The sequence below is a fragment of the Anoxybacillus sp. ST70 genome, assembly GCF_019553625.1.
Taxonomy (GTDB): domain Bacteria; phylum Bacillota; class Bacilli; order Bacillales; family Anoxybacillaceae; genus Anoxybacillus; species Anoxybacillus gonensis.
Genome location: NZ_JAHZOF010000004.1, coordinates 162,993 through 187,570 on the forward strand (window position 1 = coordinate 162,993; position 24,578 = coordinate 187,570).

Consider the following 24,578-nt stretch of genomic DNA (forward strand, 5'->3'; position numbering starts at 1 on the left):
GATTGTTGACAATTTTTAAAAACGCGTTTGCTTTTCAAGAAAAATTTTACCGTCACTCTTCTTGAATCACAACAAATAGAAAGCGCTTTTTCGTCATTTTACATGTTGACATTTTTTAAATGGAAGAAGCAAAAAGGTAAGCTGTTCACTTACCTTTTTGCTTGTTTATTCGTTATTCACCTTTTTTTAACATCTCGATCAATTCATCATATTTTGGACTATTTAAGAAGTTTTCAACAGATACGTGGTATGCATTTGGTAATTTTTCTTTCGCACGATCTGTTAAATTTTGATGAGTAATAACCACATCTGCATCCGCTGGCAATTGATTAATCGCTGTATTTGTTACTTCAATATCAAGTCCAGCTTTTTGCACTTTGTTTCTCATAATGGAAGCACCCATCGCACTTGATCCCATTCCTGCATCACAAGCAAAAACAATTTTTTTCACTTGTTTTGGCGCCGCAGTGCTTAAAGCTGAAGCCACGCTGCTTTTCTTTCCTTTTAATTGTTGCATTTGTTCTGTTGCTTGTTCTAAATCGCCTTCTTCTTGTTTTGATGTTTTTAAGAAGAAGGATGCCACTAAGAAAGAAACGGTAGCAGCAACGATTACACCAGCAAGAACTCCTAAGTAATGACCGCGCGGCGTCATAGCAAGTAGCGCAAAAATACTTCCTGGCGATGGAACTGCAACAAGACCTGCATTAAATACTGTGAATGTAAACACCCCACTCACACCACCGGCAATTGCAGCTAAGATGAGTACTGGGCGCATTAAAATGTAAGGGAAGTAAATTTCGTGAATTCCTCCGAGGAAATGGATGATCACCGCACCTGGCGCTGATTGTTTTGCCATCCCTTTTCCGAATAACCAATAAGCAAGTAAAATACCAAGACCTGGACCTGGGTTTGTTTCAAGCAAGAATAAAATAGATTTTCCTGTTTTTGCTGCTTGTTCAATACCAAGCGGGCTTAAAATACCATGGTTAATTGCATTGTTTAAAAATAATACTTTTGCTGGTTCAATAAAGATGTTTGCTAAAGGTAACAATTTCGCGTTAACAATTGCTTCTACGCCTGCTGCTAATGTTTTGTTTAATCCTAAAACAACTGGACCAATTCCTTTGAAAGCGACTAATGTGAGTAACCCACCAATAATACCTGCCGAAAAGTTGTTTACTAACATTTCAAAACCTTGTTTCACTTTCCCATGAACAAGTTTGTCAAACTGTTTAATGGCATATCCGCCAAGCGGCCCCATGATCATGGCACCTAAAAACATCGGAATGTCTGAACCGACAATCACCCCCATAGTTGCGGTTGCACCGACGACACCACCACGAACGTCATAAATCATTTTTCCGCCTGTATAACCAATTAATAATGGCAATAAATACGTAATCATTGGACCAACTAATTTAGCGAATGATTCGTTTGGCAACCAACCTGTCGGGATAAATAATGCAGTAATAATTCCCCACGCAATAAATGCTCCGATGTTTGGCATAATCATTCCACTTAAATAACTGCCAAATCGTTGCACTTTTACACGAAAACCTGTTTGATTTTCCATGTTCCTTCCTCCTCTTTTTTATTTGGTCTTGCTATAGCTTCATATTAAAGCGCTTACAGGTCACATTCAATGTAAAGTAAATATCATTTTGTCTGTCACAATCTTGTCATTTTTTAAAAACAAAAAGAGGAAAAAACATTTCTCAACCATTCCCATTATTAGTTTGCTTCGTAACGGCAAAAACTAATGATGCATAACGATTAAAATACCAAGGAGGGATGCACAAATGATAACAAAACTAACGAAATCTATTGCCGCCTTAAGTTTACTTGCCATTGTTGGCTGTAACAACGCAATGGATATGAACAACCGTTCAAACATTTCTGCTTTGCATACGACGCTATCAAGCGATCAATATCCTCATACAAAAGCGATATTGATTCAAGAAGCTCGCTATAAATTTGTTCCGATCGATCCGAAAGACGCAGCCAATTTACGTACACAAATCGAACGATCGTTAACGGAACAACAAAGAATGTATGTGCAACCAAGACCTTACACGCCGTCACCAAATGTGTATCAACGTCCAAATCAGGTGACGCCGACGCAACCGAACAGACAAACACAACAACCGACTCAGCAGCAACCAAGACAAACAACACCGACAACAAGTATTAGTCAATATGCACAACAAGTCATCGATTTGACAAACAGAGAACGTGCCCGTGCAGGGCTTCCAGCTTTACGTGCTGATGCACAGCTCAGCTCGGTCGCTCAGAAAAAATCAGAAGATATGCGAAAAAATAATTATTTCTCGCATACAAGCCCAACATACGGTTCTCCTTTTGATATGATGCGCGATTTTGGCGTTTCTTATCGAACAGCTGGAGAAAACATTGCGAAAGGGCAGCGAACACCTCAAGAAGTAGTTAATGCGTGGATGAATAGTGCCGGACACCGCGCGAACATTTTAAATCGAAACTTTACGCATATCGGGGTTGGATTTGACGGAAACGGAAACTATTGGACACAAATGTTTATTGGAAAGTAAAGTCTCCTTTACCATTGTAAAAGGAAATATCATTTGAAGCTAAACAACATCATAAAAAAACCGCCGTCTCCATACGAGGCGGCGGTTCTATCTTACCGTTCAGACACTTTTTCTAATAACGCATCTCCTGTCTTACTTACACGTACATAGGCAAAGCGAGCATGGCGTTGGATCTCTCCTCCTGTTTTTTCTGGAACAAAATACGTTTCCATTCCATAAATGATTGTATTTCCATATATATGTCCGTTTACTAACACATCGCCTTCTCGGTACATCGTCGAATTTCGTGGCTTCCCATTTAATGAATAAACACCAACAAATCGATGAACGCCTGTTTCATCTTTCCGTAAAATGACTTGTGCTTTTCCCCACTCATTCATTCCCTCAATTGTTGAAATTTCGTATTGAAGACGAACATAATCTCCTTGAATGAGAGAACGTGGATCGACTGGTTCAAGTTGCAGTTTTATTCGTTGACCATATTGAAGATGTTGCTCTTTATCAAACGTGACATAAGTGATAAAAGCAACTTGCAACATGATGATGACGAAAAGCGGTAACCATTTTTGCTTATGGAAAGATAATGAAATCGACTTTCTTTTTTGTACGACCGAAGCAACGATCAATAAACATACTCCAACAATGGCTAATGTCACAGATTTATGCAATAAACTCCATACCCATTCATAATACTTTAACGTTAAAAACAAAAAGATATATAACCAAGCAATCGACTGTTCTTTTTCATTCGTACGAAAAAAGAGAACAAGGGCAACAAAGCCAAGAAACAGTATATTCCATACAACATACGCCCAATCCACCACAACTAAATCAGCACTCGTTAATAAAAGAAGCGTAGCGAATGAAAAAACGAGGAAAACGAGTCGCTCATACGTATGTTTTGCCATCCAATAAATGATGCCGTAAAAAACAAATACAGTAAATAACGTAAAACGAATGTCGCTCCACTCATCAAGCATCATCATGGCGAAATAAAGCGAAACTGCCATATTCGTCATCGTTCGTACACCCGCCGACATTCGCCATGAAACAATAAATAATACAGCGATATATACAGTGATTACGATAAAGGAGACCTCTGTTACGCTAAATGCACCGAGGATATATCCAATCGCAAGCAATGTGTAACGAACAACATCGTTCCATCTTTTCCATAACAATCCCGGAACAACAAATAAAAAAACAGATATACTAAATAACCAATAAGGAGAAAACACATTAAACCAAAACGATAATAATTGCAATATACTTCCAACTACAATGATGGAAGCCACCCCTGTGACAATCACTTGAAAAGCAACAAAAAATATTTTCTCTACTTTTCCGTTGCTTCGCTTTTTCATCCAACGAAGCGCATAAATGCCTATATAAACGATAATGGCTGCCAACACAAGCCCAAATATATACCAATTGCCACCAAAATGTCGCTCAACAAAGCGAAAATATTGCACAACCCCAAACATACCTGTAAACAGCACAGTACATATAAAATACGGTTGTTTTCTTACATATATTAAAAACAACACGAAGATAAAAGCATATACGTATGGCCAAAAATGAAACTGGTCTGTGGAAATCCCTTGGATAAAGATGACAAATAGCCAACTGTGCATCGCCGTATAAGCCAGAACAGAAACAATTGATGGACGTCCAAGAAATGAAATGATTCCGTTGATTACGGCAAAAAGCAATAAAATAAAAAACGATGGCCACTCTCCACGTTCAATTTGATACGAAGACGGAAAATAGTAAAACCAACATGTAAGCTGTAGCAGTCCGAAACTGAATATAGAGAGAAACGAAATGCGAGTAAACATGGCAAACATAGCAGTAGGAATAAACCAAATGAAAAACAATAAAAAGCTATCCGCATGCGAGTTATATACTTGACCAATTAATGCGATACAAATCCCAAATGTTATCGCCCCAAAAATAAGCAACCATTTACTTAAAAAATGATGACGAAAAACCGTGGCGCTCATGCCATAAAACAAAATCATAAACCCAGCACCAATCCCGACTTTCATCAAGCGTCCAAGTTCAGGCCAATTAGAAGCAAAAAAATAAACGAGCGCTGCGACCAAAAACAAAAGTCCTAACAAATATGTTGTTTTCACAACACGTTGTGCCATAAAGTGGCCTCCTTAAACATCCTTTTTATCATTATACTATGACTAGAGGCCAAACGTATACATCATTCATCGATATCCAAGCCGTTCTGAAATTTGTTTACCTATCATTCTCATTTGTGCGTGAAGTTGTTCAATCCGCTCATTTGTCATACGAATGGTCGGTCCAGAAACACTGACTGCGGCAATGACTTGTTTCGTATGGTCAAAAATCGGAACAGCGACACATCGTATACCGTATTCGTTTTCTTCTAAGTCGAGCGCATAACCGTGTTGCCGAACACGTTCGAGCTCTTGAAACAACATTTGACGATCTGTAATCGTATAATCAGTATGTGGCGGCAATCCTTTTCGATCTAAAATATCTGCAACAACATGTTTAGGCAAATGCGCTAAAATCGCTTTTCCAACAGCCGTACAATGCATCGGTGCTCGCTTTCCAACTTTCGAATGCATGCGCAACGTTTCATTCCCATCTAACTTTTCAATATAAATGACTTCTCCTTGATCGTACACGACAAGATGCACGACTTCATTTGTCAATTTTTCCAACTCACGCAAATACGGTTTTGCTTCTTTTCGCAAATCGATCGATTCTAACAACTTTGAACTCATTTCTAGTAGCTTGTAGCCAAGTTTATAGCGCTCTGTTTCTTCATCTTGTTCGACATATCCATACTCAACAAGCGTCGACAACAACCGGTACACCGAGCTTTTATGAATTCCTATTTGTTTTGCGATTTCGGTTACACCCATTCCATGACGTTCATTACTTAAAATATCCATGATTTGCAACGCTCTACTCACTGATTTCACAAACGAATCTTTTTCCATGCTGCTTCCCACCTTTAGCACATAACGAGGGCATTCACATGGAATGCCCTCATCACATTATTGTTTTACATGCGCAAATTTTGCTTTTGCTTCTAAACGGCGGCGATGCAAAATCGGTTCTGTGTAGCCGTTCGGCTGTTCATATCCTTTGAAAACGAGATCACATGCCGCTTGAAAAGCAACGGATTGATCATAGTCAGCTGACATCGGTCGATACAATGGATCATCAGCATTTTGTTCATCTACCACTTTGGCCATTCGCTTCAATGTTTCCAGTACTTGTTCTTTTGTGCAAATTCCATGATGCAACCAGTTCGCAATATGTTGGCTCGAAATACGTAACGTTGCTCGATCTTCCATTAAACCAACATTATGAATATCAGGAACCTTTGAACAACCAACACCTTGGTCAATCCAACGAACAACGTAGCCAAGAATACTTTGGGCATTGTTATCTAGTTCCTGTTGAATTTCCTCAGGCGTCCATGTTGGATGGATTGCGACAGGAATTTGTAATATGTCATCACGATAGTTTTTCACATTTTTCTTCAGCTCATCTTGCACCGCAAATACGTCAACTTTATGATAATGAAGCGCATGTAAAGTCGCTGCAGTCGGTGACGGCACCCACGCTGTGTTTGCCCCTGCTTGCGGATGAGCAATTTTTTGCTTTAGCATCTCCGCCATCATATCAGGCATCGCCCACATTCCTTTGCCAATTTGAGCTCTTCCTTGAAAACCTGTCGCTAACCCAATCGCGACGTTCGATTTTTCGTAGCTTTGTAACCATGTGGCCGACTTCATTTCGTTTTTCCGAATCATCGGACCTGCTTCCATTGACGTATGGATTTCATCGCCTGTACGATCTAAAAAGCCTGTGTTAATGAAAACAATTCGATCTCTTACTTGATAAATGCAATTTTTTAAATTCAACGTTGTCCGACGCTCTTCATCCATCACGCCAATTTTAATTGTATTGCGTTCAAGACCGAGCATGTCTTCCACACGATCAAACAATTCGTTCGCAAATGCTACTTCTTCTGAACCGTGCATTTTCGGCTTTACGATGTAAATGGAACCTTTTCTTGAGTTCACGTATTTTCCGTTACCGAGAAGCGAATGTTTCATAATTAAAGTTGTCACAACGGCATCTAAAATGCCCTCATACACTTCTTCCCCATTTTCAAGCAAAATCGTACTGTTTGTCATTAAATGCCCAACGTTTCGCACAAACATGAGTGAACGACCTGGCAATGTGAGCGTTTCGCCATTTGGTGTCGTATACACGCGATCCGGTTGAAGGGCACGAGTCACTATTTTATTCCCTTTTGTAAAATTCGCTGTTAAATCCCCACGAACTAAGCCAAGCAAATTGCGATAAACAAGCACTTTATCTTCTGCGTCCACCGCTGCAACGGAATCTTCGCAATCCATAATCGTTGTTAAAGCTGACTCTAAATAAACATCTTTAATCCCAGCTGCATCTGTCTGCCCAATCGGATGAGTCCGATCAATTTGTATTTCAATATGCAGACCGTTATTTTTTAACAAAACGGCAGATGGTTGCTCTGGTGAGCCTTGATACCCGACAAATTTCTCACCATCTTGTAATGTTGTCGTTTGTCCATCTTTTACTGTGACAGTTAATGTCCCGTTTACAACAGCATATTGAACGGCATCTTTATGCGAATATTCACGAAGCGGTACCGCTTCATCTAAAAAGGCACGGACGTAAGCAATCACTTTCTCACCGCGTACTGGATTGTATCCTTTTCCTCGCTGTGCACCACCTTCTTCACTAATCACATCTGTCCCATATAGCGCATCGTACAAACTTCCCCAACGAGCATTGGCTGCATTGAGAGCATAACGTGCGTTTGTAATTGGAACAACGAGCTGTGGACCGGCTTGCTTAGCAATTTCATCATCTACATTTTCTGTTGTAATTTCAAAGTCATCAACTTCTGACTCTAAATATCCGATCTCTTGTAAAAACGATTGATATTGTTCAAAATCGAACTGCCCACGATGTTGCTTATGCCACTCATTTATTTTTTCTTGCAGCTCATCACGCTTCGCAAGCAACGCTTTATTTTTCGGTGTCAACTCTTCAATTAGCTGCTCAAAATCGCTCCAAAACTTGCTTGCATCTACCCCGCTATTTGGTAATACTTCATTTGTCATAAAATCATAAAAGATGTTTGCTACTTGCAAACGCCCAACTTGTACATATTCTCCCATCATCATTCCCCTTCCCCTTTTTTGTTGCGTATTACGAAACATAGTTTCAAATTTCTCGAAAATATCATACCACATAAAAACAGAAAATTTCAATAATTTTCTTGCAATGAATAAAGGCGGGAAGATCCCCGCCTCACTTGTAAATCCCATATTTTATAATATTCACATATTCCTCTAACTCTTGCACAAGCAAATTCCCGTGTTGAATTGGATTATATTTTTTATTTTTATACAATTGCATGTACTTATTCGATAATTGTTCAACGATCAACATCGTCATGCGCACGACAGTTTCAGCACATACATCATCACGTAACGTTTCTTTCTGAAGAAGATCTTTTAAAAAAATATGTTGCAATTGAAAATCTTCAGCATATGTTTCGTAATGTTTCGCAAGCAGTTGTTCCATTTCTTTTTTTACCGCTTTTGGTGGATTAGCCACTGCATCGATGACTAGTTGTGTTTCATGCGGATATGTCATAAATATTTGTTGTTTAGTAAGCACAATTTGCTTTATTCGTTCAAAAAAGTCACTACATCTTATTTCGTTTACTGCTTCCATCGTTTTTTCGGTCAACAACTGTTTTGCATAATGAACAACATATAAATATAAATTTTTTTTGCTTTTAAAATAATGAAATAACAATCCCTTTGAAATGCCAGCGCGACTCGTCATCACATCCGTTGATGCATTGTCGTATCCGTTTTGTACAAACTCTTCGATCACGGTTTGAATAATGAGTTTCTTTTTTTCTTCCGGTTGCCTTTCAAACGCTTCGTACAATCAAATCCCCCTCACACGACAATATCTTTCTTTTGATAAATTGCGTATGCTGCAACAATACTTGAAATAATGATCGCAATCATTAAACTTGTATACAATGGATCTATTTGTAAATCATAAATAATCGGTGCTGCATCAACATATTTAAACGGACTCACATATTTTAAGAACGATAAATCTTCAGAAATACTTGACATCATATTCATAAAATAAGTAACAAAGACAAGCCCAAGGGCAAATGATGATGCATTTCTCGTTTTACGCATCATCGTTGATAATAAAAATACTATGGACGCAAACGTAAAGTGAAGGAATACAGTTGCCAACGTCAATAAATAAATCGCTTTTAATGAAACATCGTATTCTTTAGCCATTTGAAAACCAATCAAACTAACAAGCAAAGAAACCACATTTAAAATAAGAATATTCACCACCACAACAAGCCATTTATTCGTTAAAATTTCTCCTCTCGTTACCGGTTTAGCAAGTAAAAATTCAATCGTTTTATCGTTTTCCTCTTTTGCAACGATGTTGGCAGCTAACATCGCTGCATAAACGCTACCAAGTAACGTTGTCATCATATATACCCGAACACCGTAATACCCTGTTAAATCGCCAATGCTTAGTTGATCCATCCCAAACGCCTTAATCATCGCTGGCGGCAATGATTGAAGAAGTTTTGTTACTTCTTTTTGCTGTTCCGCAAACTGTGGGAAAATGCTTAATGTCAAAAACACAAGACCACCAAGTACGATACTCCAAATCATTAAAGATTTTGCATTTCTCTTCCATTCACGTTTAAACATCGTCCATCCCTCACTTTTCGTAATAGTGCATAAACACATCTTCTAAAGATGGCTCGCTAATCGACACATCTTTTATGCGCAAGCTGTACAATAGGGCGATCAGTTCATTCATATCTCCTTTATATAGCATCGTCATTTCATTGCCGTTCATTTCTTTTTTTACAACACCTGCTAAATCAAATGAAGTATATTGCCCTTCTTCAAACACGATCGTCACATGTTTCAAATGGTTTTTCGTTAAATGTTCAATCGTTTCCACTTGAATTAATTTCCCTTCTTTAATAATCGCTACACGATCGCAAAGTTTTTGTACTTCAGAAAGAATGTGCGAGGAGAAGAAAATCGTCACTCCTTTTTTCCGTTCTTCCAAAAGTAGTTCAAAAAATGTATGCTGCATGAGCGGATCTAATCCACCGGTTGGTTCATCTAAAATTAACAATTTCGGCTCATGTAAAAGCGCCTGAACGATACCGACTTTTTTTCGATTTCCAAATGATAAATCTTCAATTTTTTTATAAGTATCTAAATCAAGACGTTCAGCTAACTGTTTCAATCGTCGATCCGACACTTTGTAAAATGATGCCGAATACGTCAATAAGTCGATTACTTTCATATCATCATAGTAATGCACTTCAGAAGGTAAATAGCCGACATGTCTCCGAATTTCTTTTGCATCTTTCACAATATCTTTTCCGAAAATTGTAGCACTACCGCTTGTTGGATAAATAAAATTTAATAATGTGCGAATCGTTGTGCTTTTTCCTGCCCCATTCGGCCCGATAAACCCAAAAATTTCCCCTTCCTCAATTGAAAATGTGACTCGTTCAATTCCTCGATTGTTTTTATACATTTTCGTTAACTGTTTAACATCAACAATGCCCATTATTCCGCCTCCCCGGCATCACTCATTTATTGACTAACAAGTCAATTCCATTATATAGAATTTTGACTGATTAGTCAATAAAGAATAAAAAATAATCCCCCTACACTCGTAGAGGGATTATTTCGCAAATACATGGTTTCCAATGATCACAGTCACTTGTCGTGAGCGGATCCATTCGCTTTTCGCCGTTTTTGGATTATAAAAATATAGCGACCCGCTTCCTAAACCGCGAAAAGCAATGGCTTCTTCGACCGCTCGATATGCTTCACGATCTGCCGGCTTATTAATTTCACCATTTTGTACAGGTGTAAATGCGTAATATCCTCCGGAACGATCATAAATGACTTGGCGAATAGTGTTTGGAAAATTCGGATGATCAACACGATTCAACACCACGGTTGCTACCGCCACTTTTCCTGCAAATGGCTCTCCTTTTGCTTCTGCATGAACAAGACGAGCTAATAAATCTTTATCAGCCTGAGAAATGGGTTGCGGGATGCGTAACGTTTCTCCAACAAATAAAACATCTGTTTGTTTTTGATTGATTCGTTGCAACTCTAGCAATGAAACATTGTAATGTTTTGCAATCGTCCAAAACGTTTCCCCTTGCTTGACATAACGAACTGTCGTTTGCGCAAAAGTTTCAGTTGCTGAGAAAAAGACAGTAGCTACAAACAGAGAAGCAAGTACTAGTAATTTCCTCATGTTATCCCTCCTAGTCTGTTGCTCGCTTACAAGACTAGCAGAGATTTATTAATCTATCATTATCTAATTGTTGGAAAATAGCTCAAATGATATGACGCTCAACATTCCAAAAGATATATGGAAAATGCTTCATTCACACTCCATATTCTAGTTGTCACAACTTTTTCAAAATCGCAATGATCATGTGACAAGCATCACAACAATCAACTAAAAAAAGAGATATGATTACATTGTGATATAAATCCATTTCGGAGGGTGAAAACGATGAAGAAATTATTTACCGCACAATCAACAGTTGGTGAAATTGTAGCTATATTTCCAAAAGCGAGCGATTTGTTTAGAGCATATAAAATTGATTTTTGTTGTGGTGGAAGTCGCTCTTTATCTGATGTGGTCACTGAAAAGCAATTAGATATAGAAACAATTTTAAACAAGCTACAATCAATGTATGAAAAATCGCTTGAAAAGGTAGAAAAAAATTGGTTAGAAGTTTCATATAAAGAGTTAATCGATCACATTATTCAAACACATCATCAATTTTTATTAGAAGAATTGCCTCAACTTACTCCATATGTAACAAAAGTAGCGCGCGTTCATGGTCCAACACAGCCGCACTTAATTCAAGTGCACCAATTGTTTCATGAATTAAAAATTGAGCTAGAGCAACATCTGATGAAGGAAGAAAAAGATGTATTTCCGCTTATTATACAATTTGAAACATCTCCGACGAAAGAAAACGAGCAAATAATGAAACAAGCAATTGAAGAGCTTACAGCTGAGCATGAACGTGCGGGTGATATAATTAAACGCATTCGAGAAGTGACAAACGACTTTACTCTCCCTGTCGACGCTTGCGGAACGTACCGACTAGTGTACAATCGCCTTGAAGCATTGGAGAATGATTTATTTACTCATATTCATTTAGAAAATAACATTTTATTTCCACGTATTCTACACGGAAAATGACATTCAAAAAATATCTTAGAAAACCGCTCTTTATTTAGCTATAGTCATTTACCACAAAAAATTCAAGAAGGTGTCGGAATTACTGACATCTTCTTTCTCTTTGTATCCCAATGACATATTAATCGTTGACAACTTACTTTTCGTAAGTTTATAATTATCTTGAAATCAAGATAAAGGTTGATGCATATGAGCCAAAACGATCAAACATTATCATTAAAACTATTCATTGTCCTTTCTAGAGCACATAAGGCGGTGTCGGAACATGTTAAACATGACATTCAACGTTACGGACTAAATCCAACGGAGTTTGGTGTTCTCGATTTGTTGTATCATAAAGGAGCGCAGCCGATTCAGCAAATCGGTGACAAAATTTTGCTTACAAGTGGAAGCATGACATACGTCATCGACAAACTCGAAGAAAAAGGATATATCGTCCGGCAACGTTGTGAAAAGGACCGCCGCATTACGTACGCTGTCATTACAGAAGAAGCACGAACATTAATGGATCACATTTTCCCACAGCACGCACAAAAAATGTTGGAAATTTTCCAATCTTTATCGACAGATGAAAAAGAAATGGCGATTCACTTGCTCAAAAAGATAGGTCTTTCATTAGCGCCTTTTTAAAGGCCTATCGCGCAACTTTTATCTTGAAATCAAGATATATGAAAGGAGAAATGATTATGATGCACATCGGTATTTTACTCATTCGTCTAGCTGTCGGTTTAACTTTTGTAGGTCATGGCGCTCAAAAATTATTCGGATGGTTTGGAGGATATGGCTTAAAAGGAACGGGAGGATGGCTTGAATCTATTGGACTAAAGCCCGGGGTGACAATGGCTCTCATTGCTGGATTAGCTGAGTTCGTTGGAGGGTTATTGTTTGCGCTTGGGTTGTTCACCCCATTTGCAGCTTTGTTAATCGCCGCAACGATGTTCGTTGCCATTGTAAAAGTACATGCACCAAATGGATTTTGGATTACACAAAACGGATTTGAATACAATCTCATTTTAATTGTGGTTGTCATTGGCGTTGCACTTATTGGCGCAGGCGACTACTCAATTGATGCACTTATCAAATAAGGAGGCGCACCATGATTCACGTATATCCTGCACATGAACGATTTGAATCAAATCACGGTTGGTTGCAAAGTTATTTTAGTTTCTCATTTGCTGAATATTTTGATCGAAAAAATATGAACTTTGGCCCATTACGCGTATTTAATGACGATATAATTGCTCCACAACGCGGATTTGGAGCACATCCTCATCAAGAAATGGAAATCGTTACAGTCGTCTTGAAAGGGCAACTCGAACATCGCGATAATCTTGGCAATCATCGCATCATCTCATTCGGTGAAGTACAACGAATGACGGCCGGAACAGGTATTGTACATTCAGAAATGAATCCGTCTACTACGGAAGAAGTCAATCTTCTACAGCTTTGGTTTTTACCTGAAACGTACGGTCTTACTCCGTCATACGAACAAATTTCATACGATGTTGAAAACATGAAAAATCGCTTATTGCCTATTGTTTCAAAAAAACAAGCCAGTGAGCAAGTTGCCTACATTCACCAAGATCTAACCATGTATTTATCCGATTTAGAAAATAACCAACAACTTACATTCCACCAACAAGAAGGACGCCGGATGTATGTGTTTGTTATTGAGGGAGAACTTGTGTTGAATGATGATACAATTTTACAACGTCGTGATGCCGCTCGTATCACAGATGTCACACAATTGCACATAACAGCGAACATAGACAGCCGTTTTATGCTCATTGACTTACCGTAGTTGCCAGCTTGCCCATGAAAACGGGCAAGCTGATCTTCTTTTGGAAAAGACTTTTTTCATCATTATGCCGCTCGATTTCTGTCAATCCAATATCGTTCTGACTAAAATCCTCCTGAAATATGAAACCTTTTACACCTCCATCAAAAAAGAAGTAAAATATAACTATACGTTGTCAAAAGCAGGTGAAAATATGGCAAATATTCGTGAAATCGCAAAACGTGCAGGCGTTTCTGTTTCAACTGTCTCACGTGTGCTCAATGGGTATCCATATGTCAAAGAAGAAAAACGAAGAGCCGTATGGGATGTGATCCATCAATTAAACTATAAAAAAAACATTAACGCCGTTCACTTGTCGAAAGGAAGAACAAATATTATTGGAGTGATGTTACCGACTATCAATCATCCATATTTCAGCATGATTGTAGAGGGAATTTCCGAAGAAGCATTGCGATACGGATACCATCTTCTCTTTTTTCAAACAAACTATGATATACATAAAGAACAAGAAGCACTTGAAATGTTGCGTGTCAAGCAAATAGATGGCCTCATTATTTGTTCGCATACCATTCGTCTCGAAACAATTGCATCCTATACAAACGACGGTCCAATCGTTTTATGTGAAGATACATCAGAGCCGCATCTGTTTTCCGTGTATATCGACCATTACCACGCCTTTGCGCTTGGAATGGATTACTTAATAAAAAAGGGACATTGCAAAATCGGATATTGTCTCAGTCGACCAACGAGCATCAATAGCCAAAAACGGAAAGCAGCTTATAAAGATGCTCTTCAAAGCATACATGCTCCGATTCGTCCTGATTGGATGTTCCATCATTGTTTACATATGAGCGACGGAAAACGAATTGCATCTACCATTCTCTCTCTCAAAGAAAAACCGACCGCCTTGCTCGTTGCTAGCGATCAAGTTGCTGCAGGGATCGTTTTGTGGGGAAAAACATATGGATTACATGTTCCAAACGATTTAGCCATCGTTAGTTTTGATAATCATCCTATTTCAGAAGCGTTGCATATCACGACAATTGAACTACCTCTTTCGCTTATCGGAAAAAAAGCTTTCCAGATGATATACGATTATTTTACGAATGATAAGACTCAACCAACAAAAGAAAAACTACCCGTCCGCTTGATCGAACGGGCATCTGTATAGTGGCAAACAACAAGCTTGCCACTATGCTTCTTTTGGCAACCAAAATGTCAACACGCCAAACAAAGGAAGAAAGCTACACATAACCATAAGTGTTTTTAGCGTATACACGTCTGCGATTTTGCCAAGTGCAACCGCTCCAAGCGCCCCCATTCCAAATGCGAGACCAACAATTAATCCAGAAGCCATCCCGACATTTCCTGGAAGCAATTCTTGTGCATAAACAACAAAAGTAGCGAAACTAGACGATAAAATAAAGCCTGTGACAAAAACAATTGGCAAAACAAAATGAAGTGGCACATATGGCAAAATGAGTGCAAACGGTGCCGTACCAAGCGTGGATGCAAAAATTAAATTTCGTCTCCCAAATCGATCAGCAAGCGGGCCGCCAAAAACGGTACCGATCGCTCCTGCAATCATAAAAACAAACAAATAAAGCTGCGCCTTACGAATAGAAATGTCGTAATATTCCATTAAATAAAATTGATAATAATTCGCAATCCCTGCATAATACCACGAACGTGCAAATACTAGCAACACGAGAAGAACGAGGGCAAATATAATTCGTTTGCTTGTATGTGTCTTTCCTTCTATTGTTCTGTTCGGACGATTTTTCAGTTGATGTAACTGAAGAGCGTACCATTTTGACACCCAAAATAAAACAGCCATTCCTAACGCCGCAACAATGACAAAACAACCTGCTCCCTTTTGACCAAACGGAACAAAAATGAGCGCTGTAAACAATGGGGCAAGGGCGTTCCCTGTATTGCCACCAAGTTGGTAAATGGATTGAGCGAATCCCCTTCTCGCCTGCGCAGCAAAATAAACGACACGCGAACCTTCTGGATGAAAGATAGCTGAACCAAGTCCAATGAATAAAACGGACAATAACACAAAGAAAAAATTAGGTGCAAACGCTAATCCAACCATCCCTAACAAGCTCGCTCCCATACCCAACGGCAAAAAGCTCGGTGATGGATACCGATCGGAAAACAATCCGACAACCGGCTGTAGGATAGACGAAGTCATATTAAGCGTAAACGCAATCCAACCGATTTGTGTATAAGATAGGTGCATTGATGATTCTAAAATCGGAAACAACGCCGGTACCACAGCTTGCATCGCGTCATTCAATAAATGACCAATACTAATGGCAATTAAAATCGGATAAACGACTGTTTGCATATTTGTACGTTGTTCAACACTTGCTTGCATCTTCCTCTCTCCCTAGAAAACAAATTGAATATTTACATTATAATACCTTTTGTTAATCTTTCAATTTTTTTGCCTGTTTATAAAAAAAGCGCCCTATCTTACTGATAAGGCGCCTGTTCTCCTGATTAATCATTTAGAAAAGTCCACGCGCGTTTCCAAGTTCGTCGACATCCATCTGAAGCGCTGCTGGTTGTTTCGGCAGCCCTGGCATCGTCATTACATCTCCTGTTAAGGCAACGAGAAAGCCAGCACCAATCGACGGTTTTAATTCGCGCACTGTAATAGTGAAATCGGTCGGGCGGCCAAGTTTTGTTGGGTCGTCGGAAAGCGAATATTGCGTCTTTGCCATGCAAATGGGGAACTTGTCCCACCCAAACGATGTAAATTGTTCGATTTGCTTTTTCGCCTTGTCAGAAAAAGAAACGTCGCTTGCGCCATAAACAATGCGCGCGATTTTTTGAATTTTATCCGTAATCGGTTCGTCTAATTCGTATAACGGAGTGTACGTGCTTTTTGTATTTTCGATTGCTTCCAATACTTTACGAGCTAAATCAATTCCGCCATCTCCGCCTTTTTCCCACACTTCCGTTAACGATACAGGATATCCTTTTTCTTCACAAAATGTCGTTAATGCGTGAATTTCTTTATCTGTGTCCGTGATAAAACGGTTAATGGCAACGACAAACGGCAAGCCAAACGCTTGAATCGTTTCAATATGTTTCTCTAAATTGGCTAGTCCTTTTTTTAATGCTTCGACATTTTCGCTCGCTAACTGTTGTTTTCCTACCCCGCCGTGCATTTTTAACGCTCGAATCGTTGCGACGATGACAACAGCTTTCGGTTCAATTCCTCCCATGCGTGCTTTGATATGTAAAAATTTCTCCGCACCTAAATCCGCACCAAATCCCGCCTCTGTCACAACATAGTCTCCGAGCTTTTGTGCCATTTTTGTGGCAATGACGCTATTGCATCCGTGAGCAATATTGGCAAACGGGCCACCGTGCACAAGTGCAGGTACATGTTCTACCGTTTGGACTAAATTCGGCTTTAGCGCATCTTTTAGTAAAAGCGTGAGCGCTCCTTCGACGCCAAGATCAGCTACTGTAACAGGTTGACGATCCACATTATATGCTACCACCATGTTTGCTAAACGTCGCTTTAAATCTTGCAGATCGGTTGCTAAGCAAAACACCGCCATGATTTCAGAGGCAACAGTAATATCGAATCCGTCCTCGCGTGGCACGCCTTGCGTCGGCCCACCTAATCCGACCACGACTTTACGTAGCGCACGGTCATTTAAGTCCACTGCTCGCTTCCAAACGATGCGACGCGTATCGATTCGTAATTCATTTCCTTGATGAATATGGTTGTCAATGAGCGCAGCTAAGGCGTTATTCGCGGTCGTAATCGCATGCAAATCGCCAGTAAAGTGCAAATTAATGTCTTCCATCGGCAACACTTGTGAATACCCTCCACCTGTCGCCCCGCCTTTTATGCCCATCGTCGGGCCAAGGGAAGGTTCCCGCATCGCAATCATCACTTTTTTACCGAGTTTATGTAACGCTTGACCAAGCCCAACAGTAACTGTCGATTTTCCTTCTCCCGCTGGCGTTGGATTAATTGACGTCACTAAAATGACATGGCCGTCTTGTTTCGTCGCTAACCGCTTCAGTGCATGAAGAGAAATTTTCGCTTTATAATGCCCATACGGTTCAAGCTCTTCTTCTAACAAATCCAGTTCACTTGCAATGTCTTGAATGCGCTTTAATTTTGTTTCTTGGGCAATTTCAATGTCCGTTTTGATCTTCGTCGTCGTTGTCATTGTTCAGTCCCCCAGTATAAAAATAATCCCCCCTTATTTTAGCACGATAGCATGAAAAGACGACAGAACTTAAGCAAGGAAAAAAAACACTTTTTCAGCAATCGCCAAAAAAGTGTTTTCGTCAATTACGGCAACCGATGACCTGCCGCACGGTAGATTTCGTACCATTCTTGTCGGGAGAGTTGCACATGGTTTGCTTGGCAAATGTCTTTTAAACGAGCAGAGTTTGTTGTGCCAACGATCACTTGCATGTTCGCTGGATGACGCAAAATCCAAGCGACAGCAATCGCTGACTTGCTTACTCCTTTTTCCTCAGCTAGCCGTCCGAGTACTTCATTGACTTCCGGAAATTGCTCGTTGTCAATGAACACTCCTTCAAAAAAGCCGTATTGGAACGGAGACCACGCCTGTATCGTAATCTGTTTAAGACGGCAATATTCTAAAATATGTCCGTCGCGGTTCGGCGCTCCGTCAAATAGCGTATTCGCTTGAATGCCGCTTGTCACTAAATTCGCATGCATAATACTGAACTGCATTTGATTCGCGATGATCGGCTGTTTAACGTATGCTTGCAATAGCTCGATTTGCATACTATTGAAGTTGCTCACCCCGAAATGACGGACTTTTCCGCTTGCATGTAGACAATCAAACGCCTCTGCTACTTCTTCTAGTTCCATAAGCGTATCCGGTCGATGTAAAAGCAACATGTCTAAATAATCGGTTTGAAGTCGCTTCAATATGCCGTCGACGGATGTTAAAATATGCTCTTTTGATAAGTCATAATAGCCATCACGAATCGAACATTTGCTTTGAATGTGAATGCGTTCGCGTAAATGCGGACGAGAAGCAAGCACTTCGCCAAACAGCTCTTCACAACGCCCTTTTCCATAAATATCTGCATGGTCAAACATCGTAATTCCTGCTTCAAGCGCTTCGTCTATATACCTTGATAGCTCGGAAACAGACATTTCCGAAATTCGCATGCATCCTAACACAATTTCTGAGGCTATTAGTCCAGAGTTACCAATGTTTATTCGTTTCATTTGTCCATCCTCCATATTAAAATGCCAAGGTATCATAAACTGTTTCCTATATCCTTAAAATATAAGAATCATATTTTTCGCATTTCATTTGCTAAAAATTCAACGTCTGTTCCAACGACTACTTGCAAATCTGACTGGTTGAGACGAACGACGCCTTTTGCCCCTAAACGCTTTAACTCTGCCTCGTTTACTTTTGACATATCATTTATTTTTAACCGCAAACGTGTGACGCAATTATCAAGATGGGCAATGTTCTCTTTTCCGCCTAACGCCTTCATATATTGTTGCGCCAATTCTTCGTACTTCGTACCCGACGGAATCCCACTTTCCGCAAATTCTCCCTCCACTTCGTCTTCTCGGCCCGGTGTCTTTAAATCTAGCTTTTTGATTAGGAAATAAAATACGACAAAATAAATGGCGCCATAAACAATCCCTTGCACAAATAATAGTAGCGGTTTTTGAGCGATTCCGTAGTTTAAGAAATAATCGATTGCACCAGCGGAAAACCCAAACCCGTGATGAATGCCTAATAGCGTAGCAATTGATAGCGATAGCCCCGTTAGTGCAGCGTGAACGAAATAAAGTAATGGTGATAAAAACATAAATAAAAACTCAATCGGTTCTGTAATCCCTGTTAAAAACGATGTAAAAGCAACCCCGAGAAGTGCGCCAGCTACTGCTTTTCGCCGTTCTTTTTTCGCTGCGGCAATCATCGCAAACGCAGCGGCTGGAAGACCAAACATCATCACTGGGAAAAAGCCCGCCATAAAAATCCCTGCATCAGGATCTCCTGCGAAGAAACGGTTTAAATCACCTGTTTTTCCATGGAACTCACCAAAGACAAACCAAACTAAACTATTAAGAACATGATGCAGACCAGCAGGAATTAACAAGCGATTCAAGAAACCAAAGATGCCGACTCCAATCGCCCCTGCTCCAACAATCCACTCCCCTACTGCATTAATACCGTGCTGAATTGGAGGCCATATATACCCAAATATTAGCGCGAGCACAAGCATTGCAAACGACGTAACAATCGGTACAAACCGCTTGCCGCCAAAAAATCCGAGCCAATCTGGGAGCTTTTTATCGTGATAGCGATTATACAGCACCCCTGCGACGGCACCAGAAATAATTCCACCTAATACAGCCATATTCACTTCTTCATTGATTGCAGCAGTTCCTTTCGTCAACACGAAATACCCAACTGCCCCTGCTAATGCTGCTGCACCGTTGCCGTCTTTCGCTAATCCTACCGCTACACCAATAGCAAATAAAAGTGCTAAGTTAGAGAAAACAGCATCTCCTGCAGCAGCGATAAACGGGATGTTCAGTAAATCTGGTTGGCCTAACCGGAGCAATAGCGCCGCTGTTGGCAATACAGCAATCGGAAGCATGAGCGCTTTCCCAATTCGTTGTAAAAATCCTAACATACAAATTCCCCCTTTTTCATGTATAGAAAAGCAAATGAGTTGCCTTTCTCCCGCATTAACGTTCCATTTCAATCATAAATTTGTAGCGATCCGCGCGATACACGGATTTAACGATTTCAAGCGGCTGGCCAGTTTGTAAATAGCTGTTGCGTTGAATAAGCAGCACTGGGGCTCCTTCTTTAATTTGCAGCAACTCTGCCTCCAGCTTCCGTGCGACGGATGCTTCTAGTACTTGTGTTGCGGAGCGAATGGTTAATCCTAGTTTATTTTCAATAAATTCATAAATAGAACCGCTTACATTTTGCTCCGTGAGCCCAGGAACAAGCGAACAAGGGACATACGCTGTTTCAAGCGCCATCGGCAATCCGTCAGCGAGGCGGATACGGCGGATTTCATAAACGTCCTCTCCTTCACCAATTCCAAGTTGGCTAGCGAAAGATGGAGAGGCAGGAATGGTGTGAAAAGCTAATAGGGTTGTTCCCGGTACCATTCCTCGCGCTCGCATATCTTCTGAAAAACTTGTTAGCCCTTTTAACGGTTGTTCAATTTTTTTCGTTGCGACAAACGTTCCTTTTCCTCGTTTTCTTACTAAATAGCCGTCATTGACTAAGTTGTTAATCGCTTGGCGAACGGTCATCCGGCTAATTTCATACATTTCCGCCCATTCCCTTTCCGACGGAATCATTTCCCCAGGTTGAAGCTGTCCTTTCTCAATCATTTCTTTAATTCCTTGTTCCAGTTGATAGTAAATTGGTAGCGGTGAATGTTTATTAATCATGGACGATGCACCTTTCTTTTCTCTTGGCTTACATGCGACAATGCTTCCGTATCGGCAATCACAATGACGTTTGGATGCGCTTTTAAAATAGAAGCAGGAACAGCTGGCGTGACTTCCCCTTCAAGAAGGTGAGAAACCGCCCATGCTTTTCTTTTTCCTGACACTAATAAAATGATTTGCTTGCTTTTCATAATCGTCGCAATTCCCATTGTAATCGCATGCGTTGGTACTGCATCTGCAGAAGGAAAAAAACGGGCGTTTGCTTTTCTTGTCGACTCTGAAAGTTGAACAACATGTGTCGTGGAAGCAAAAGACGTGTTTGGTTCGTTAAACCCGATGTGCCCATTTTGTCCGATTCCTAACAGCTGCAGATCAATTCCTCCACATTGCTCAATCAATCGCTCGTAGCGGGCGCATTCCTCTTCTAGAAGGGGAGCACATCCATTCGGAATATAGGTTTGTGCTAAAGGGATATCGAGAAAACGAAACAGTCTCTCATTCATATAATAGCGATAACTATTTGGATGAGTAGCGTCTAATCCAATATATTCGTCTAAATTAAACGTCCGAACATCTCGATAAGACGTGTTGTGTTGTTGATGCTCATTTACAAGCGCAGCATACGTTCCAAGCATCGTTTCTCCTGTTGCCAATCCTAGTACAGAATCGGGCTTTTTTCTGACTTGTTCGCTAATCATCTCCGCCGCCTTTTGGCTCATTTCGGCATAATCGTTCACTTGTATCACTCGCATCTATTTCCCCTCCTGTCATATGCCAATTTTCCACGGCAAAATGTCATGACAACCTCATAGGTTTCGTTTAGTACAACAAGATCGGCATCTTTTCCTGTACGAATGCTCCCTTTGCGATCAAGTACACCGAGTTGTTTTGCTGGGTTCCAACTCGCCATATGAATGGCATCTTCGAGCGAACACTTTGCAAATGCGATCACATTTTGCACCGCTTGTTTCAACGTCAGCACGCTCCCTGCTAACGTTCCGTCTACTAACATTGCTTTTCCGTTACGAACAACGACCCGTTGTCCTCCTAGTTCATATTCTCCTTCTCCAAAGCATTTCGCTCGCATTGAATCAGTAATGATGACCAATCCTTCTTTTCCTTTGTTCTTATAAGCAAACCAAACCATTTCTGGTGCAACATGAATCCCATCCGCAATTAACTCGCACATTACTTCCTCATGCATAAGTGCAGCTAAAGCAATCCCTGGTGTTCGATGATGAATACCGCTCATGCCATTAAACAAGTGTGTGACATGCGTGACCCCTGCCTGAATTGCTTTTTTTACTTGTTCATACCCCGCATCAGAATGACCAATGGATGCAATAACATCGTTTTCTTTTAAATACGAAACAAGCGCTATGCCATTGTTCTCTTCTGGTGCAAGCGTAACGAGCCGAATGTTTCCGTTTGCTTTTTGTTGCCAATGCTGAAACAACGCAACGTTTGGTTCGATAATATCGCGCGGATGCTGCGCTCCTGCCCGTTTAGGCGAAAGGAACGGTCCTTCTAAATGAATGCCTAGCACTTCCGACTGACCGGGAACGTTATATCGCATGTAACGTGCAACATTTTCTACTGCTTGTTCAATCTGTTCGGCGGGCGCCGTCATCGTTGTTGCTAGAAAACTAGTCGTCCCTTCCTCCGGCAAACGGGAGACAATCGTTTGCAGTGCCTCCATCGATGCATCCATCACATCCGCACCGAAAGCACCGTGAATATGAAGATCAATGAACCCTGGAACAAGGAAGTAGCGAGGAGCTAATTCAATCGTTGGTACATCTGGAAAAAATGTATTTGAACCAACATAAGCAATTTTCTCCCCTTCTACCAATACGCATCCATTTTCTATCCACCCTTCTTCTGTATAAACAGTTGCATTTTTCAAAAGAAATCGGTTCACCTTTTACACCATCCTTCTCTTTATATATATTAATATTATATTATCTAGTTGTCTATACCACTTATTTTATTTTTAAAATGAAATTCGGTCCCGATATTGTCGAATCCATTTTTCGTTATGCTCTTTTCCACCAGGGAGATGGTTGCTAAGAAAAATAGGTGGGGTAACTCCTTCCTCAGCCAATCGGATCGTTGCTTCTGCGAAAATAGCATGTAAAATAGCTGCACCTACAATTGTGGACGTCGGTGCAAACGAAACAGGAATCGCGGGATGGGTTAAAATCGCATCCCCTGCTGCTGAATGGTTATCAATGACAAGATCAACACATTCCGCTAATCGCTTTCCGCTCGAGTGCAGCGTTGGAAGAGACTGCGAATATGCCAATGACGTTACGCCAATCACGTAAGCCCCTTTCTCTTTCGCCCATAGCGCAACATCAATTGGCACTGGATTGCATCCTGAAGTGGAAACAACAAAAGCAACATCGTTTGGCGCAAACGTTTCTTTTGCTAAAAACATTTGCACGTATCCCTCTTTCTTTTCTAATTGCGAGGATCGGATCGCCCCTTCATGAAGCATTAACGGTTCTATCAGTATCGGTTTCACGGGCACAAGCCCACCGGCACGATAAAAAACTTCCTCCGCTGGTAGATGGGAATGCCCACAGCCGAAAATATGGACGAGTCCGTTTTGTCGCATACATTCCGCAACTTTTTCCGCTGCGAGTAAAACCTTTTCTTTTTCTTTTTGTTCTACTATAGTAAGCAACCGATGAATGTGCCCAAAATATTCAAAAAACACAGCTATTTTCCCTCACTTTTATTAAACTAACGATTCTAAAATAGAGAAATCAAACATACAAGGGCTTTTCGACAAAGCCCTTGTATGTTTCAATTAACTAAAAATCTTTGCTACATCAACCGAAAACGCTGGAAAAATAGATGAACGTACACTTCCCTTTTCCTTAATCACTTCCACCTGGTCGTATTGCTTCCGTTCGTTCAGCGCATACACTTGTATGCTATTTAGCATCGGATTGACAATCCAATATTCTTTTACTTGATAGCGCATATAAATGTTCAATTTAAAAACTAAGTCATGCGCTTGGTTCGATGGGCTTAAAATTTCTATAATCCACGTAGGTACACCAACGTATTTTTGATCTTGTAACCCTTCTTTGTCACAAATGACGCATAAATCAGGAACGACGATATATTTTTCATCAATCTCATTGCTATATAACTCCACATCAAAAGGGGCATGGAACACTTCACAATCCGTTTTCTCAAAAAAGTGAAAAAGTTCAACATACATGCGTCCAGATATTCGCTGATGCTTTGTAGACGGTGAAGGAACCATACATACAACCCCATTCATATATTCCAATGGCTTATCCGTTGTTTCTCTTAATTCATCATACTCCTCTAATGACATCCAACGTTGGTTAACAACTCTCACAACATCACCCTT

At 40.3% G+C, this 24,578-nt stretch carries 23 protein-coding genes; 6 read left to right on the top strand and 17 right to left on the bottom strand.

The genetic code is table 11. From position 1 onward, the window contains the following. Positions 1–172: 172 nt before the first annotated feature. Positions 173–1,573 carry a PTS mannitol transporter subunit IIBC gene (locus K1I43_RS07870; RefSeq protein WP_009360950.1) on the bottom strand — a complete coding sequence of 467 codons (1,401 nt, stop codon included), beginning with the start codon at positions 1,571–1,573 and terminating at the stop codon, positions 173–175. Positions 1,574–1,799: 226 nt separating this feature from the next. Here K1I43_RS07870 and K1I43_RS07875 point away from each other — a divergent pair, with 226 nt between their 5' ends. Next, positions 1,800–2,564 (top strand): CAP domain-containing protein, encoded by a 765-nt coding sequence (locus K1I43_RS07875; protein WP_019417227.1) that lies wholly within the window; start codon positions 1,800–1,802, stop codon positions 2,562–2,564. Positions 2,565–2,656: 92 nt separating this feature from the next. On the opposite strand, the gene K1I43_RS07880 is transcribed toward K1I43_RS07875, so the two are convergent. The 7 genes from K1I43_RS07880 to K1I43_RS07910 form a co-directional block, all read right to left on the bottom strand. Continuing rightward, a complete protein-coding gene (locus K1I43_RS07880) occupies positions 2,657–4,717 on the bottom strand; it encodes a GDYXXLXY domain-containing protein (RefSeq protein ID WP_019417226.1) in 2,061 nt (686 codons plus the stop codon). A 66-nt stretch (positions 4,718–4,783) separates the two neighbouring features. Beyond that, a complete protein-coding gene (locus tag K1I43_RS07885; protein ID WP_009360947.1) occupies positions 4,784–5,548 on the bottom strand; it encodes an IclR family transcriptional regulator in 765 nt (254 codons plus the stop codon). 57 nt (positions 5,549–5,605) lie between these two features. Next, on the bottom strand, positions 5,606–7,789 hold the full coding sequence (locus K1I43_RS07890; protein ID WP_026011585.1) for a malate synthase G: 2,184 nt from the start codon (positions 7,787–7,789) through the stop codon (positions 5,606–5,608). Between the two features lie 133 nt (positions 7,790–7,922). Next, the gene (locus tag K1I43_RS07895; RefSeq protein WP_019417223.1) at positions 7,923–8,573 is read right to left on the bottom strand and encodes a TetR/AcrR family transcriptional regulator; all 651 of its coding nucleotides are present in this window, start codon (positions 8,571–8,573) and stop codon (positions 7,923–7,925) included. 11 nt (positions 8,574–8,584) lie between these two features. Further along, positions 8,585–9,379 carry an ABC transporter permease gene (locus tag K1I43_RS07900; protein WP_019417222.1) on the bottom strand — a complete coding sequence of 265 codons (795 nt, stop codon included), beginning with the start codon at positions 9,377–9,379 and terminating at the stop codon, positions 8,585–8,587. Between the two features lie 10 nt (positions 9,380–9,389). Next, positions 9,390–10,262 (bottom strand): ABC transporter ATP-binding protein, encoded by an 873-nt coding sequence (locus tag K1I43_RS07905; RefSeq protein WP_019417221.1) that lies wholly within the window; start codon positions 10,260–10,262, stop codon positions 9,390–9,392. 117 nt (positions 10,263–10,379) lie between these two features. Further along, positions 10,380–10,967: a cell wall hydrolase gene (locus K1I43_RS07910; RefSeq protein WP_019417220.1), complete on the bottom strand. Its 588-nt coding sequence runs from the start codon at positions 10,965–10,967 to the stop codon at positions 10,380–10,382. Positions 10,968–11,231: 264 nt separating this feature from the next. On the opposite strand from K1I43_RS07910, the gene ric reads away from it, so the two are divergent. From ric to K1I43_RS07935, 5 genes are all read left to right on the top strand, one after another. Beyond that, on the top strand, positions 11,232–11,933 hold the full coding sequence (gene ric, locus K1I43_RS07915; protein ID WP_019417219.1) for an iron-sulfur cluster repair di-iron protein: 702 nt from the start codon (positions 11,232–11,234) through the stop codon (positions 11,931–11,933). A gap of 186 nt (positions 11,934–12,119) precedes the next feature. Then, positions 12,120–12,560, top strand: a complete 441-nt coding sequence (locus K1I43_RS07920) for a MarR family winged helix-turn-helix transcriptional regulator (RefSeq protein WP_026011584.1) — start codon at positions 12,120–12,122, stop codon at positions 12,558–12,560. A gap of 56 nt (positions 12,561–12,616) precedes the next feature. Further along, positions 12,617–13,015 (top strand): DoxX family protein, encoded by a 399-nt coding sequence (locus K1I43_RS07925; RefSeq protein ID WP_009360940.1) that lies wholly within the window; start codon positions 12,617–12,619, stop codon positions 13,013–13,015. An 11-nt stretch (positions 13,016–13,026) separates the two neighbouring features. Then, entirely contained in the window at positions 13,027–13,731 is a 705-nt protein-coding gene (locus K1I43_RS07930) for a pirin family protein (protein ID WP_009360939.1), read from the top strand. Between the two features lie 190 nt (positions 13,732–13,921). Continuing rightward, positions 13,922–14,899, top strand: a complete 978-nt coding sequence (locus tag K1I43_RS07935) for a LacI family DNA-binding transcriptional regulator (RefSeq protein ID WP_020424526.1) — start codon at positions 13,922–13,924, stop codon at positions 14,897–14,899. Between the two features lie 21 nt (positions 14,900–14,920). Here K1I43_RS07935 and K1I43_RS07940 read toward each other — a convergent pair whose 3' ends face one another. The 9 genes from K1I43_RS07940 to K1I43_RS07980 all read right to left on the bottom strand — a co-directional run bounded on the left by K1I43_RS07940 (position 14,921) and on the right by K1I43_RS07980 (position 24,566). Beyond that, a complete protein-coding gene (locus K1I43_RS07940; RefSeq protein ID WP_019417215.1) occupies positions 14,921–16,111 on the bottom strand; it encodes an MFS transporter in 1,191 nt (396 codons plus the stop codon). A 133-nt stretch (positions 16,112–16,244) separates the two neighbouring features. Continuing rightward, entirely contained in the window at positions 16,245–17,933 is a 1,689-nt protein-coding gene (locus K1I43_RS07945) for a formate--tetrahydrofolate ligase (protein ID WP_019417214.1), read from the bottom strand. A gap of 125 nt (positions 17,934–18,058) precedes the next feature. Beyond that, the gene (locus K1I43_RS07950; RefSeq protein WP_019417213.1) at positions 18,059–18,976 is read right to left on the bottom strand and encodes an aldo/keto reductase; all 918 of its coding nucleotides are present in this window, start codon (positions 18,974–18,976) and stop codon (positions 18,059–18,061) included. 68 nt (positions 18,977–19,044) lie between these two features. Further along, complete coding sequence (nagE, locus tag K1I43_RS07955; protein ID WP_019417212.1) at positions 19,045–20,409, bottom strand: N-acetylglucosamine-specific PTS transporter subunit IIBC; 1,365 nt, start codon at positions 20,407–20,409, stop codon at positions 19,045–19,047. Between the two features lie 55 nt (positions 20,410–20,464). Beyond that, positions 20,465–21,187, bottom strand: a complete 723-nt coding sequence (locus K1I43_RS07960) for a GntR family transcriptional regulator (RefSeq protein ID WP_019417211.1) — start codon at positions 21,185–21,187, stop codon at positions 20,465–20,467. Next, a complete protein-coding gene (gene nagB, locus K1I43_RS07965) occupies positions 21,184–21,939 on the bottom strand; it encodes a glucosamine-6-phosphate deaminase (RefSeq protein WP_019417210.1) in 756 nt (251 codons plus the stop codon). Before nagB ends, K1I43_RS07960 begins: the two co-directional genes overlap by 4 nt. Further along, a complete protein-coding gene (gene nagA, locus K1I43_RS07970; protein WP_019417209.1) occupies positions 21,930–23,108 on the bottom strand; it encodes an N-acetylglucosamine-6-phosphate deacetylase in 1,179 nt (392 codons plus the stop codon). Before nagA ends, nagB begins: the two co-directional genes overlap by 10 nt. A gap of 72 nt (positions 23,109–23,180) precedes the next feature. Continuing rightward, a complete protein-coding gene (locus tag K1I43_RS07975; RefSeq protein ID WP_220382637.1) occupies positions 23,181–23,909 on the bottom strand; it encodes an SIS domain-containing protein in 729 nt (242 codons plus the stop codon). A 93-nt stretch (positions 23,910–24,002) separates the two neighbouring features. Next, a complete protein-coding gene (locus K1I43_RS07980) occupies positions 24,003–24,566 on the bottom strand; it encodes a Uma2 family endonuclease (protein WP_026011583.1) in 564 nt (187 codons plus the stop codon). Positions 24,567–24,578 lie beyond the last annotated feature (12 nt).

Bases quoted from the DNA above. Each gene is read 5' to 3' on its own strand.
- K1I43_RS07870 (WP_009360950.1), bottom strand. From the start codon at position 1,573: ATGGAAAATCAAACAGGTTTTCGTGTAAAAGTGCAACGATTTGGCAGT.
- K1I43_RS07875 (WP_019417227.1), top strand. From the start codon at position 1,800: ATGATAACAAAACTAACGAAATCTATTGCCGCCTTAAGTTTACTTGCC.
- K1I43_RS07880 (WP_019417226.1), bottom strand. From the start codon at position 4,717: ATGGCACAACGTGTTGTGAAAACAACATATTTGTTAGGACTTTTGTTT.
- K1I43_RS07885 (WP_009360947.1), bottom strand. From the start codon at position 5,548: ATGGAAAAAGATTCGTTTGTGAAATCAGTGAGTAGAGCGTTGCAAATC.
- K1I43_RS07890 (WP_026011585.1), bottom strand. From the start codon at position 7,789: ATGGGAGAATATGTACAAGTTGGGCGTTTGCAAGTAGCAAACATCTTT.
- K1I43_RS07900 (WP_019417222.1), bottom strand. From the start codon at position 9,379: ATGTTTAAACGTGAATGGAAGAGAAATGCAAAATCTTTAATGATTTGG.
- K1I43_RS07905 (WP_019417221.1), bottom strand. From the start codon at position 10,262: ATGGGCATTGTTGATGTTAAACAGTTAACGAAAATGTATAAAAACAAT.
- K1I43_RS07910 (WP_019417220.1), bottom strand. From the start codon at position 10,967: ATGAGGAAATTACTAGTACTTGCTTCTCTGTTTGTAGCTACTGTCTTT.
- ric (WP_019417219.1), top strand. From the start codon at position 11,232: ATGAAGAAATTATTTACCGCACAATCAACAGTTGGTGAAATTGTAGCT.
- K1I43_RS07920 (WP_026011584.1), top strand. From the start codon at position 12,120: ATGAGCCAAAACGATCAAACATTATCATTAAAACTATTCATTGTCCTT.
- K1I43_RS07925 (WP_009360940.1), top strand. From the start codon at position 12,617: ATGATGCACATCGGTATTTTACTCATTCGTCTAGCTGTCGGTTTAACT.
- K1I43_RS07930 (WP_009360939.1), top strand. From the start codon at position 13,027: ATGATTCACGTATATCCTGCACATGAACGATTTGAATCAAATCACGGT.
- K1I43_RS07935 (WP_020424526.1), top strand. From the start codon at position 13,922: ATGGCAAATATTCGTGAAATCGCAAAACGTGCAGGCGTTTCTGTTTCA.
- K1I43_RS07940 (WP_019417215.1), bottom strand. From the start codon at position 16,111: ATGCAAGCAAGTGTTGAACAACGTACAAATATGCAAACAGTCGTTTAT.
- K1I43_RS07945 (WP_019417214.1), bottom strand. From the start codon at position 17,933: ATGACAACGACGACGAAGATCAAAACGGACATTGAAATTGCCCAAGAA.
- K1I43_RS07950 (WP_019417213.1), bottom strand. From the start codon at position 18,976: ATGAAACGAATAAACATTGGTAACTCTGGACTAATAGCCTCAGAAATT.
- nagE (WP_019417212.1), bottom strand. From the start codon at position 20,409: ATGTTAGGATTTTTACAACGAATTGGGAAAGCGCTCATGCTTCCGATT.
- K1I43_RS07960 (WP_019417211.1), bottom strand. From the start codon at position 21,187: ATGATTAATAAACATTCACCGCTACCAATTTACTATCAACTGGAACAA.
- nagB (WP_019417210.1), bottom strand. From the start codon at position 21,939: ATGCGAGTGATACAAGTGAACGATTATGCCGAAATGAGCCAAAAGGCG.